The following is a 12,871-nucleotide window of genomic DNA, read 5'->3' on the forward strand; positions in this document are numbered from 1 at the left end:
GATGACGTCATAGTAGAAAAAGCCCTCTTGGCTGACACAGTTCCTATGTTTATTTTTTTTGGCTGTTTGAAAAATTTATGGAAAAAGTCGTAACACGGTCAGAGGATTGAAGAGTGAAGGGGTGATCTAATGTAGTTAATATCTTTTTCACTAAATATAATCCTATACCTGTTGCTTCGCCACTCGTTCGCCCCTTCATACCCGTATAAAATAAATCAAACACTCGTGATATTTCGCTAGTAGGGATTGTTTCACCATAGTTTTTTATGTGTAAAGTGGCGTTGTCATAATGAATTTGAATTGTGCTTGCTATGTCACTATATTTAATGGCGTTATTGAACACTTGATAAAGTACAATTTTTAACCATTTTCGATCTGAATAAATAATATGGTTTTCAGCAAGCATCATTTTTGGAAAAATGTCATTCATGATAAAGTAATCCTTCAAATCATTGATGACCTCCTGCACTAGTTCCTTTAAAACAATGGGTTCAACTTTTAAATCGGCTACTAAATGAGATGTGCGCTCATACGTTAATAGCTGATTAAGTGTAAATGTCAGTTTATCGCATTCTTTATTAACGATTTGCCATTGTAGTAATTCTTCAGTAGTTTTGTTGGATGCGGATTGAACAATTAATTGAATAACAGATAATGGCGTCTTCATTTGATGTGCAAAATGTGATAGAACCAATTGCTTTTCTTGTGCTTGTTCGTCTAATTGTTGTTGCTGAGTTAAAAATAGATACTGTATTTGTCTCAATCTTTCGCTATAAACTTGTTCAATTGGTGCACGTGGTTCAAACAGATGAAGATCCTCCTGTGTGTGGATATCTTTCTGTAGATGCTTATAAAACTTTCGTCTACGATAATAACGACCTAGTAGCCATATACTAAACAGAAAGCTGGCAAGAAAGATAAAGTAGCCATAGTGTGACGCAAGGTCATCTAAAGTATGAATAATCCAAGGTAATAGCAGAAAGCTTATGCCATAGAGAATAAGAATGCTTAGATGTTCTCGAAAGAATAGCTTCATTTACCTTCCTCCACTAATTGATAACCTAGACCACGAATGGTTTTAATCTCAAGTTGTGAGTGGATTGCTTCCATTTTTCTACGTAGTCGACCAATGTTCACGGACAATGTATTTTCCTCTACAAAGGCTTCATCATCCCAAATAGCACTTAGTAGCTTTTGACGAGGCACAACATTGGGATAGGCTTCAAATAATAGCTTACTTAGCTGCATTTCTTTTAATGTTAACAGGCTCTCATTACCTTCTGCCTGAAGACGAACTGTATCTGGATTTAATGTAGTATTAGCTATGGTCATGGTAGTTGTTTCGGTTGAAGCATATTCACCATATGTGCGTCGGAGTAATCCATTAACCTTTGCCATAAAGACGTCTAATGAAAAAGGTTTCGTGATAAAGTCGTCAGCCCCATTTTCAATACCATATACTTGATCAATATCATTTACTCTGGCAGAAACAATGATGATGGGGCAGGTTGAGAGCTGACGAATTTTTCGTGACCAAAAATAGCCATCATAGGTTGGGAGATTGATATCCATAATGACTAGATGGGGTTGAATGGCATTAAATTCTTCGATAATGTGCTGAAATTGTTGGACAGGATAGCATTCATACTGGTACTTGGATAAATGCTCAACGATTAGTGAAGCAATATTTACATCGTCCTCTATTATGTATATTTTGTACATATCTATCGATCCTTCCTTTCTTCATTCTATATGTATAATGTACCCTGATTCCCTAAATCTATAGAAGAATTGTAATTTGAAATAAGGAATAAGAGCCACTCCAAACTCGGAAAGAGGATGTAATGACTCTTATTTATTATTTTTTGGGAATATGGAAGGTTACATTTGTGCCTTGATTGACTGTACTTTGAATTTGTAATCGCTGACCATAAATTCTTTTAAGGCGTAAATCCGTATTTCGTATACCTATACCAGAGCATGCAGTTTCGTGATTTGCTTGTAATTCCTCTAATAGACTAGGGCTAATTCCCACACCATCATCAATCACGCTAATGGCTATATAAGTTGTGTAATCTTTAATACGGATACAAACAGTACCGCCTTCTGTCTTTTTTAAAATACCGTGTCGAATGGCGTTTTCAACTAAAGTCTGTAAAGAAATGGGGGGTATTTCAATTTCTATATTTTCATCAATATCCCATTCAATATGAATTAATTCCCCAAATCGCTGTTGTTTAATGTAAAGGTAAGAGTGAACTAACTCGAGCTCGTGCTCTAGCGGTACAACTCGTTGAAGATTACGAACATCAAAGCTGGCATGTAAATACTCACCAAAATGGTGCATTAAGTCAATCATTCTATCAGTATCAATGGTACTAAGAGAAGCAATCGTATTGAGCGTATTAAATAAAAAATGTGGTTGGATTTGAGCTTGAAGCCAGGCACTTTCCAAATGTAAGTGTTGTTGAATACTGTATTTTAAATCAATTAAGGCGCGACTTCTTACTTTTAACTCTAATGCATTAATAGGTTTTGTTACATAATCATTGGCCCCATAGGCAAAGCCTGTATAAACATCCTCAGGGTGCTTTCTTATTGTTAGTAATAAGATAGGTAATTCGAGCAATGAGTATTGTTTTCGTATTCTTTCGATTACAGCGTAGCCTGAAATATAGGGCAGCATTGCGTCCACAATCACTAAATCCCATGAGGCTTGCTGAATGAGCGTTAAAGCTTTCTCACTGCTTGTAACAGTAGTAACTTTGTATTCAGACTTCGAAAATATACTTTTCATCGTTGTTAAATTTGTAGGATCATCATCAATCATTAAAATACTGAAATGCTTTTCTGATACTGTGGACAGCCTTTGTTCTATAGTTGGTAACTGAGTATTATCTTGAAACATGTAGGATGTATGTTCGCTCTGTTTACTTTCATCTGCAAGCGGTAATGTAAAATAAATGTCTGATCCTTTATTTTGAACAGATTGTATATGCATCGTACCACCATGTAACTCAATTAGTTTTTTTGAAATGAGAAGCCCAATTCCAATGCCTTCATCATGTTCTTGACCTTGTTCATAAGGTGTAAACACAAGACTTTTCACAAAATCGTCCATTCCTTGTCCAGTGTCACGAATGTGGATAATGGCCATATGCTGTTCCTCACGAGCGGTAATTTCTATAGAGCCTTCACTTGTATATTTTAGCGCATTATGCAAAAGGTTAAAAAGGATTTGAATAAGACGATTTTCGTCAGCTAACACATTTGGGAAATTTCGAGGTACCGATGATACCATATGTATTTGCTTTCCGTCTATAATAAAACGAAGCATATCAAAGACCCCATAAACAGCACCTTGAAGGTTTACACTTTGTGTATGAAGATGTAAATTACCCTCTTTTAAGCGGGTATAGTCCAGTATGTCGTTTAATGTGAAGGACATACTTCTCCCTATATCAATCAGATGTTTAAGATTTCGATGATCTTCAGCTACAAGTCTATTCTTCGGATTATCATAAATAGACTGACCTAGGGTAATCATCCTATTCATCGGACTCCACAGTTTCTGTGCATTACTTGTGAGAAATTCATCTTTCAAAGTATCCTCCTTTTGTAGTTTTGCGACTAACTTTTGGATTTGCTGGGAGTTCTCATGAAAACGTCTAAACCAATAACTAGAAAAACCGAGCATAACAAATAAATAATCAAATGGATAAACAGGTATGTCAAATACGTAAATAGATTTGATTAATCCCCATAAAATACCGTTTGTTGTACCAACAGCTGTTAGAGCAATAAAAGCAGAGCTCCTTTTTTGGTTTTCTAAATACTCTCTAAGAGCCAGTACCACGACGTAGAGAAAGGACACTAGATAAAGTACAAAGAAAATCATTTTAGTAGGTACCAGCCACGACATTGGTAAAATTATAATGAATACAGCGTCTAGTACATAAAAGGCAACAATCCATTGAAATGTTTTAGTGCTGTGATATTTAACCAAGAGGACTCTCATAAATTGAACAAAGAAAAAAGAGGCTCCGAGAAAAATAATAGAAGAAAGCTTATAGGACCATACATAATCAAGGTGCAACCAATCTAGCAGAGAGCGATCAAACGTAATTAATTCATCTGCCAAGGGTAGTAGAAAGCCAAATGTAAATAGTAAAACGATAGGTTTCCTATAGATGAACAGAAATACAAGTATGCTAAAAAGAGCAAACAGTATTAGCATAACGACAATTGTTGAAAGAGATAGACCTGTAATTAATTGATGATGAGTCATCGCTGACGCAGTGCCAAATGAAATCCTTTTATTAATAATTGGGCTTTTAGATGTATCAAAATTAGATACATGAAGCATGATGTTAATTTCAGAATGCGTATTTGTAAAATAAACTGTGTAGGGTGCAGCTTGCCCTTTATGATCCTGCCTGTTATCTGCCACTTTACCTGACTGTCCTACAAGTTCGCCATTTATATACAAGGAAGAGGCGGTTGAGATAGCAGGAATACGAATGGCATATCGGCTGTTATCTGCAAGATTAGGTAGCAGAATTTTTAGTTGATAAGTGCCGTAGGGGTGAATTGTTTTCCCGCCTTTTAGTGTAGGAAGAGTTTGGATAGTATGGTCCTCGATATTGGTCTTTTGACTACTTCCTTTATTTTCAGGATTGACGAACTGTCCAGGGGAATAGAGCCATTCGCCATTTAAAGAAAGAACTTCTTCATTCAAAAGGTCCTGATTGTTCAGATCTACAATACCACCTTGGGCACTAGGCTGATGATTAGAGGGCAGGAAGTAGTTTAACCATAGCAATCGTAAAGAAGTAAGGACTATAAAAATGGCAATTATAATAAGTAGATGTCGGATAGTCGTTTTTCTCAACACAGCCATTTTCCCTCCTAATGTATTTCTTAAATAACTTCATCTACCATGCCATGGAATTGGAAAAAAGGAAATATGAAGGGGTGTAAAAGAATACTTTAAACCTATATAAATAGAACTATATGGGGGTCGTAGTACTATCGATTTTTTCCTATTAATCTGAAAAAAAGTAAAATCTCATTAGTTTTTAAGTTTTCTTTAAGAGATATGGCTTATGATGATTGAATAAATATATTAAATTTTGAGTTGAAACATAGATAAGATTTAACGAAAAAATCATCTCAATGGGAGAAATGATCTATTGTGGGTAAATTCAAGTTAAAGTTATCGTTTCTTATTGTTAGTATGACGATTGTCGTTGTACTCGCGACATCTAGTATTAGTATTTGGAGTAGCTATCGAAATTTTAATGAAATTTTGAAGGAAAATAAAACAGACATGCAAGAAATCTATGTAAAGGAAGTCTCTACAATTACGGAAGACTATTTACAAGGTGCTAAGACAAATGATCATTCATTAGAACCGTATATGGAACAAGTAGTTGATACTTTACTTGATGAAAGAATGGTTTCTTTTAGTTTGTTTTTTAAGAAAATTATTGTCCCAATCATCATAGTTGTAGCAGCTGTATTGGGCCTAACTGTATGGTTAGCTATCAAAATTACACAGCCTCTAAAAGATCTTTCAACAAAAATTGAAGTAGGTGAAGAGGGCCAGGAGACTGAGGAGATTGCTGATTGGTATTATGAAGCAAAGCTGTTGAAAAACAATGTACAAAAAATGGTGATTTGCTCGCAAAGTAAAATTTCTGATTTAACAGAGCAATTAAACTTAGATTCATTAACAGGAATCCCTAATCGCAGAAGAATGGATCAAACTTTACATGAATTGATTGTAGATAAGGTCCCGCATGCCATCATCTTAATAGATCTAGATGATTTTAAAAGTATAAATGATACATATGGTCATACAGTAGGGGATGAAGTTTTAAAAGCCTTTGCTATTAATATGCAAAACAGTGTGGGGGATCAAGGTTTTTGCTTTAGATATGGCGGAGAAGAATTTATGGTCATCCTGCCTTCAATGAACATAGATGATGCTGTACAATTAGCAGAAAGTCTACGGATTAAGCAAGCCTTACAAGAAACTGCATGTGGTAGACCCGTAACCATGTCTGCTGGAATTACGGCTTTTACACCAAATATCCAGAGTCCTAACCAATTGATAGAAATTGCAGACCATGCTTTGTATAAAGCTAAACAATCAGGACGTAACTGTTTATGTGTAGTTAGAAATATGAGACAAATGATTGTTAAATAATGTAAAAGCATGCTAGTACTGTACACTAGCATGCTTTTTCCTATCCTCAACATGATGGGTTATATACTTTTTTCAAGCTCCTTTGCTTGTGCCTGTACAACATTTTGAAAAAGGTCTGTTGTCTCCTGAGTGGGTGATACATTTAATTCTGACAATAAAAGGCTATTAAAAGAATGATACATTTTTATGGCTTCAGCACGATTACCAATCTCAGTGTAATGCCGAATTAATAGCTGAACAGTTTTATCGGAATATGGATTTAACTCTAAAGCTAACAATAATGAACGTTCTCTATTTTTAAAATTCCGGTTTTTAGTGTAATAATGAATCAATTCATCGAGTAATTGAGTAAATTGTTTATTCATTAAGTTAGCTTTACTAGCAGTCCATGAATAGTCCAATGTCGCCATAAACTCACCATGATAATTTTGGATGAGCTCCTCCGCCTTCTCGATATCCAATCTTCCTGTTTCTGCTTTAGTATTTAAAATATACTCCAAATCATGGGCATCACATTGAAAATCCTCTAGTTTCAAAATATAGCAGCCATTCGTATATTCAATCACATCAGAGTAACCATACGATGAAAGCGTTGTACGCAAGTATGAAACGGTAGTATGCAATTGGACTCTTGCCTTTTTAATATCCGTATCACTCCAAAGTGTATCTAGGATGGTATCACGAGGTACTGGCATATGAAGCTGTAAAAAAAGAAAGGCAAACAATTCTTTTGTTTTAATCGTTCTCCAATGAATTGCTTTTTCTTCATAAGAAACGACAAATTCCCCAAAGCATCTGATCGTAAGCGAAGGCTTTTGATGAGTTTGAGCTGCTGATGTTAGATCTTTCTGGAACAGCTCTTGAATTCTATTAATCGTCGTTTCTAAGCGAGATTTCGAAATCGGCTTTAATAAGTAATCAAGAGATTGTACATCAAATGCTTGAACAGCATAGTCTCGATAGGCAGTTACAAAAATGATACAGATGTTTTTGTCCCATGTTTTTATTAGTTGTGCAACTTCTAAACCGCTCATACCTGGCATTTCAACGTCTAAAAAGGCTACTTGAAAGTCTAAGGTAGGTCCTTCTATCAGTAAGTCTTTTGCTGTAGTAAACGTTTCAATGACCTCAATGTCATCAAATGCATTTAAATGTTTTTTTATATTAACAAGAGCTAATGGTTCATCGTCCATCACAATTACCCGGATCATATAAGGACCACCTTCCGCTAAATATAGCTGCATTATCAGACTGAGATGTCTATTCTTGATCCTTTGTATGGATGTGTAGGAACTTGCTGAGGTAGATCTTGTAATAATTCAATAGCTGTAGATGTGTTCAAATTGAGTGCGTTTTGCATTACGCTCATTTGTACGGTTTGTTGAAGCTCCATCAGCTGTGATGACATGAGTGAATTAATTTCCATTTCTACATTCCCCCCTTTCTTTATTTATCGGCTAAAAATAGCAAATATCTAATATAAAAAAGTCCGAAACTGTGCTACAAAATTATAGATTTTTTACCCTCAAAATCTGCGAATTACTAAAAAATTAATTGAAATTGTATATTTTTCCGTTTTTATAGTAATAATTCCTAATATCAGGCGGATAACCCTGAGTTATTAATTTGCAAACTTATGGTTGCTGTCATAGTAGAGCTTTCAACTCTAGCGTGCTAGCAGCAGATTTGCAACAAATAATAAAATGATGGAGGTATTACTAAACATGAAGAAAAAAGCATTAGCTTTAGCAGTAGCGATGACCTTTGGTTTGAGTCTGTATGCAAGTCCTTCCTCTGCGAAGGACAAATCACCAGGCAATATACTATGGGCAATTCCTGAGATTTATAATTTAACGGTTGGAGAATTCCAGCAACTAAATGAGATGGAGTCGTTGTGGTTCTATCCAGAGCTGGATTTAGTGAAGGACACGACAACAAAAACAGAGTCGGCAAATGAAGATGAATATGTCATCAAAGGCGGTGACACATTATTTTCAATCGCTCGTACAAATAATGTGACGGTTGATGAACTAAAAGCATGGAATAACCTTGGTTCAGATTTAATTTTAGCTGGTGAGTCATTGGCTATTAAGGCTTCGGCTGCAAAACCAAAGCCCAAAACTTCTGAGGGAATTGCAGCTGCAAAACCTGCTACAACGACTACAACTAAACCAGCAAGTGCTCCGGCAAGTGCTCCAGCAACTGGTTCTGGTAAAACATTGACAATGCGTGCGACTGCATATACGGCCTATTGTGAAGGTTGTTCAGGTATTACCGCAAATGGCACAGATATTAGATCTAATCCCAACTTAAAAGTCATTGCAGTAGACCCTAGAGTTATTCCTCTTGGTACAAAAGTTTGGGTGGAAGGCTATGGTGAAGCGATAGCAGCTGATACAGGGGGAGCTATTAAGGGTAATAAAATTGATGTATTTATTCCTACTGAAGGACAAGCACTCCAATGGGGTGTGAAACACGTAACAGTAAAAATTTTAGATTAACTATGAAAAGGGATTTCTCAAGCTTTGGGAAGTCCTTTTTTGATTCAGCAAAAATATTTCATACTAAAAACGATGTACAGAGATTAAAAATACTCCTTTTTCCTAGGAGAGGAGGAGGTCGTATTTATTTGTTTTGTGCATAAGTACTGGGTAAGTTGGTAATCATCAGAAATAGAGGAGGAATTTTTTATGAAAAAAATAAGTTTAATTGGCATTTCTTTATTAGTTTTTGTTGGTGGTTGTAGTTTCTTTAATAAAGAAGAAAAGTTACCTGTAAATGCGACGTCCCCCTTAACGGCTACTGCAAAAGTGATTGGTGCAAATAACGAAAGCTATGGGAATGCGTTTTTTCAAGAAGAGGATAATGGCGTTAGAATGACGCTGGCCTTAACTGGCTTACCGCCAGGCACACATGGTATTCATATTCATGAAGTAGGGAAATGTGAACCACCTAAATTTGAATCGGCTGGTGGACACTTTAATCCAACTAATAAAGAGCATGGTAAATTAAATCCAAACGGCTATCACTTAGGGGATTTACCAAATTTAGAGATTGGTGAGGATGGTAATGTTGATTTAGATTTCCTAGCTGAGGGATTGACTTTACAAAAAGATCAACCAAATTCGTTATTAGATAGCGATGGCAGTGCTATTGTTATTCATGAATCAGCTGACGATTATAAAACAGATCCAGCAGGTAATTCTGGAGCAAGAATTGCTTGCGGTGTAATTCAATAAAATGATGTGGAAGACTGTATCTAATAATTATTAGATGCAGTTTTTTATTATATGGAATAAAATGGTGTTCTATCTAATGATGAGATCAGTTTTATATTTATAATGCATAATGTGTATTATTTATTGCACTTTGCTAAATTACTATTGTATAATTCTTTTATCAGAAAATTCAATCAAATAAGGAGTGATACAATGGGGAAATTGTTAAATTCAAAATTTGAAACGTATTTAATGGATCAAGAGTTTGATTTCTATGAAGAGGAAGAAAAAAATGAGGAGCAAATGGTGAAGGTACATTATGAAGAATATCCAGAAGGGTTTTTTACAAGTTTATAATGAATATTTGATGGGCTATGTTGAAAGTGATGATAACTTTTAACATAGCCCATTACTTTCTGCACCTCTATTTATAAACAGCTTGTTAGGAGCATAATAATGAAATACATCCCTTTACTATTTTAGTTAGGTCTTAAGGCATATGTACTTTTCTGAAATAGATTCATGTATAATGGGAAACAAAAATGCGTATAGAGGTGTAGTTATGTCAAAAGCTTTAACAGTAGAAGAAACGATTTATCAATGGTTTGATCATTTTCACAAATATCCAGAAGTAAGCTGGAAGGAGTTCGAGACAACTAAGAAAATCGCTTCGATACTGGATGAATTACAGATTAGTTATCGTTTACTAGGTGACATACCTGGGTTAATAGCTGAAATTGGAACAGGTGAAGAAATAATTGCAGTCCGCGCTGATATCGATGCTTTATGGCAAGAAGTTGATGGAAAATGGCAAGCGAATCATTCTTGTGGACATGATGCCAATATGACAATGGTTCTTGGGGCATTACTACTACTGAAGGATCGCCCATTGCAACATCGTGTGCGTTTCATTTTCCAACCTGCTGAAGAATTAGGAAATGGTGCATGTGCAGCCTTCGATCGAGGAGCGGTTGATGGGGTAACACATTTATTTGGAGTCCATTTAAGACCAATTGAAGAATTACCACTTGGTAAAGTTTCGCCAGCAATCCATCATGGTGCAGCTTATTTTTTAGAGGGGACTATTCAAGGCATTGATGCACATGGCGCTAGACCTCACCAAGGTAAAAATGCGATTGATGTCATTATGGCTGTGCAACAAATGCTACACAGTATTCATTTATCTCCATTTGAACCACATTCTGCGAAGTTAACGAAAATTATCGCAGATGGAGGTAGTACAAATATTATTCCAGGTAATGCTAGCTTTTCAATGGATATTCGAGCACAACACAATCAACAACTCGAATTGCTACGCAGCAAAATTGAGTTTGGTTTAACATCAATACAGCGACAATTTGAAATTGATATGACTTGGAATTGGGTTGATTTTACGCCAGGTGCTGAAGTTTCACCAATTGCGGCAAACATGGCGAAGGCTGCCATCATTGAAACTTTAGGTGAAGAACATTTAGCGGATGAAATAACGACACCAGGTAGTGATGATTTCCATTTCTATACAGTGAAAAAGCCAGAATTAAAAGCAGCGATGATTGGAATCGGGGCAAACCTAACGCCAGGATTACATCATCCTAAGATGACATTTGATCGTAGTGCTTTAATGGATGCTGCAAAAGTACTTGCTTGTGTATTAGAAAAAAAACCTGAATAAAAAAATAATTTTTAAGCTATATGAAAAAATGTAATTTATTTTTTCATATAGCTTTTTTTGCATGAACATTTTCTTAAATGTATGGATATTCAAGGGTTTGCATTGCTTTTTATTGCTACTTGAAAACGTTTTATTACGCTAAAACAAAGGGATTTGCTAGAGAGGCATAAATTTTTTGCGTTGACTTTTAATTTTTTGAATATTAAGCTAAAAAACGTAAAAAATTATTTGCGTCTTTGAAAAACCGAAATGGGATTTGGTGCAAAAAAAGGGGATGGAAGAATGAAAAAGGATATTAATGCAGGTTGGGCACTACTAACTTTTGCAATTATGATTATTACAATGTTGATTACAGTAGTTGTTTTAGAGCAAAGTCCTCACGTACCTCTTCTTGTTGGCACAACTGTAGCAGCAATTGTTGCCAAAATGCATGGATACAAATGGTCAGAAATTGAAGAAATGATGTATAAGGGGATACGACTGGCATTACCTGCCATTGTCATTATTATTTTAGTAGGTTTGACAATTGGGGCATGGATTGGCGGCGGGGTCGTAGCAACGATGATTTTCTATGGCTTAAAATTAATTTCTCCAGCGTGGTTCTTAGTGACAATCATGGTGTTATGTTCAATCGTGTCATTAGCTATTGGTAGTTCATGGTCAACGATGGCGACAATTGGTGTCGCAGGTATGGGTATTGGTTTAAGTATGGGTATTCCAGCGGCTATGATTGCTGGTGCGGTTATTTCAGGTTCATACTTTGGAGATAAGATGTCACCACTATCAGATACAACGAATCTAGCAGCAGGTTTAACAGGTACAGATTTATTTGAGCATATTAAGCATATGCTTTATACAACAATTCCAGCGTTAATTATTTCGCTTGTTGTTTTTGGAATTCTCGGTAGAAAATTTGCAGATGTTTCCATGAAATCAGAAGAAATTTTAACAACGTTAAAAGTGATGGAAGAAAGCTTTGTCATTTCTCCTTTACTATTACTTGTACCAGTGGGTGTTATTGTTTTAGTAGCTAAAAAGGTGCCAGCAATTCCAGCTTTGATTATTGGTATTGTTTCAGGTTTCTTACTACAAATTTTTGTACAAGGTGGTTCAGCTGCAAGTGCTGTACAAGCATTGCAAGCTGGATTTGAAATCTCGACAGGTAATCACATGGTGGATGATTTATTTAACCGTGGTGGTTTAGACTCAATGATGAATACGGTTTCAATGACCATTGTAGCAATGACTTTTGGTGGTATTTTAGAGTATTCAGGAATGTTAAAAGCACTTATGAACGTAATTGTGAAGTTTGCTAAATCTACAGGAAGTCTTATTGCTTCAACTATTGCAGCATGTGTAACAACAAACGCAACTTGTTCTGAGCAATATATTTCAATTGTTGTCCCTTCACGTATGTTTGCGGGGGTATATCAACAACGTGGTTTGCATTCTAAAAACCTATCTCGTGCATTAGAAGATGGGGGAACATTAACATCTGTTTTCTTCCCTTGGAATACTTGTGGTGTATTTATTTTAGCCACTTTAGGTGTAAGTGCTATGGAGTACGCACCATATGCCATTCTTAATTTTGCTGTACCTATTATCTCCATCATTTATGGATATATTGGATTTGCCATTGTTAAATTAACACCAGAGGAAATAGCAGAAGCTGAGAAGCGTAAAAAAGAATTAGAGCTAGAAAGTTCTGAGAATGTAGCGATTGCAGATTAAAATAAAATTCTCGTAGATACATGTTTATCTACGAGAATT

At 35.7% G+C, this 12,871-nt stretch carries 11 protein-coding genes; 6 read left to right on the plus strand and 5 right to left on the minus strand.

Going from position 1 to position 12,871, the window contains the following annotated elements; genetic code table 11:
• Positions 1–49: 49 nt before the first annotated feature.
• The 3 genes from NST76_RS01780 to NST76_RS01790 form a co-directional block, all read right to left on the minus strand.
• Positions 50–1,036, minus strand: coding sequence for a sensor histidine kinase (locus NST76_RS01780; protein ID WP_036117876.1), 987 nt, complete (start codon positions 1,034–1,036; stop codon positions 50–52).
• Positions 1,033–1,722, minus strand: a complete 690-nt coding sequence (locus NST76_RS01785) for a response regulator transcription factor (RefSeq protein ID WP_036117873.1) — start codon at positions 1,720–1,722, stop codon at positions 1,033–1,035. The genes NST76_RS01780 and NST76_RS01785 overlap by 4 nt, the downstream gene beginning before the upstream one ends.
• A gap of 136 nt (positions 1,723–1,858) precedes the next feature.
• Entirely contained in the window at positions 1,859–4,900 is a 3,042-nt protein-coding gene (locus tag NST76_RS01790) for an ATP-binding protein (protein WP_051891569.1), read from the minus strand.
• Positions 4,901–5,194: 294 nt separating this feature from the next.
• On the opposite strand from NST76_RS01790, the gene NST76_RS01795 reads away from it, so the two are divergent.
• On the plus strand, positions 5,195–6,211 hold the full coding sequence (locus NST76_RS01795) for a GGDEF domain-containing protein (protein ID WP_271912195.1): 1,017 nt from the start codon (positions 5,195–5,197) through the stop codon (positions 6,209–6,211).
• A 59-nt stretch (positions 6,212–6,270) separates the two neighbouring features.
• Here the strand turns inward: NST76_RS01795 and NST76_RS01800 are convergent, their stop codons facing one another.
• Together NST76_RS01800 and NST76_RS01805 are read right to left on the minus strand one after the other, a co-directional pair.
• Positions 6,271–7,422 carry a response regulator gene (locus NST76_RS01800; RefSeq protein ID WP_271912197.1) on the minus strand — a complete coding sequence of 384 codons (1,152 nt, stop codon included), beginning with the start codon at positions 7,420–7,422 and terminating at the stop codon, positions 6,271–6,273.
• A 35-nt stretch (positions 7,423–7,457) separates the two neighbouring features.
• Complete coding sequence (locus NST76_RS01805; RefSeq protein WP_141905175.1) at positions 7,458–7,637, minus strand: YjfB family protein; 180 nt, start codon at positions 7,635–7,637, stop codon at positions 7,458–7,460.
• A 298-nt stretch (positions 7,638–7,935) separates the two neighbouring features.
• On the opposite strand from NST76_RS01805, the gene NST76_RS01810 reads away from it, so the two are divergent.
• The 5 genes from NST76_RS01810 to nhaC all read left to right on the plus strand — a co-directional run bounded on the left by NST76_RS01810 (position 7,936) and on the right by nhaC (position 12,832).
• A complete protein-coding gene (locus tag NST76_RS01810) occupies positions 7,936–8,712 on the plus strand; it encodes a 3D domain-containing protein (protein ID WP_036117861.1) in 777 nt (258 codons plus the stop codon).
• Between the two features lie 189 nt (positions 8,713–8,901).
• On the plus strand, positions 8,902–9,450 hold the full coding sequence (locus tag NST76_RS01815) for a superoxide dismutase family protein (protein ID WP_036117859.1): 549 nt from the start codon (positions 8,902–8,904) through the stop codon (positions 9,448–9,450).
• A gap of 192 nt (positions 9,451–9,642) precedes the next feature.
• Entirely contained in the window at positions 9,643–9,786 is a 144-nt protein-coding gene (locus NST76_RS01820) for a hypothetical protein (protein WP_170829843.1), read from the plus strand.
• Positions 9,787–9,991: 205 nt separating this feature from the next.
• Positions 9,992–11,101: an amidohydrolase gene (locus NST76_RS01825; RefSeq protein ID WP_271912199.1), complete on the plus strand. Its 1,110-nt coding sequence runs from the start codon at positions 9,992–9,994 to the stop codon at positions 11,099–11,101.
• A gap of 282 nt (positions 11,102–11,383) precedes the next feature.
• Positions 11,384–12,832 (plus strand): Na+/H+ antiporter NhaC, encoded by a 1,449-nt coding sequence (gene nhaC, locus NST76_RS01830; RefSeq protein WP_340809782.1) that lies wholly within the window; start codon positions 11,384–11,386, stop codon positions 12,830–12,832.
• Positions 12,833–12,871 lie beyond the last annotated feature (39 nt).

Origin of the sequence: Lysinibacillus sp. FSL W7-1291 (genome assembly GCF_038593415.1) — a bacterium.
In the GTDB taxonomy this organism is placed as follows: Bacteria; Bacillota; Bacilli; order Bacillales_A; family Planococcaceae; genus Lysinibacillus; species Lysinibacillus fusiformis_D.

Excerpts from the sequence above, each read along its gene's own strand:
- NST76_RS01805 (WP_141905175.1), bottom strand. The coding sequence starts at position 7,637 with ATGGAAATTAATTCACTCATGTCATCACAGCTGATGGAGCTTCAACAA.
- NST76_RS01815 (WP_036117859.1), top strand. The coding sequence starts at position 8,902 with ATGAAAAAAATAAGTTTAATTGGCATTTCTTTATTAGTTTTTGTTGGT.
- nhaC (WP_340809782.1), top strand. The coding sequence starts at position 11,384 with ATGAAAAAGGATATTAATGCAGGTTGGGCACTACTAACTTTTGCAATT.
- NST76_RS01810 (WP_036117861.1), top strand. The coding sequence starts at position 7,936 with ATGAAGAAAAAAGCATTAGCTTTAGCAGTAGCGATGACCTTTGGTTTG.
- NST76_RS01790 (WP_051891569.1), bottom strand. The coding sequence starts at position 4,900 with ATGGCTGTGTTGAGAAAAACGACTATCCGACATCTACTTATTATAATT.
- NST76_RS01780 (WP_036117876.1), bottom strand. The coding sequence starts at position 1,036 with ATGAAGCTATTCTTTCGAGAACATCTAAGCATTCTTATTCTCTATGGC.
- NST76_RS01800 (WP_271912197.1), bottom strand. The coding sequence starts at position 7,422 with ATGATCCGGGTAATTGTGATGGACGATGAACCATTAGCTCTTGTTAAT.
- NST76_RS01820 (WP_170829843.1), top strand. The coding sequence starts at position 9,643 with ATGGGGAAATTGTTAAATTCAAAATTTGAAACGTATTTAATGGATCAA.
- NST76_RS01785 (WP_036117873.1), bottom strand. The coding sequence starts at position 1,722 with ATGTACAAAATATACATAATAGAGGACGATGTAAATATTGCTTCACTA.
- NST76_RS01825 (WP_271912199.1), top strand. The coding sequence starts at position 9,992 with ATGTCAAAAGCTTTAACAGTAGAAGAAACGATTTATCAATGGTTTGAT.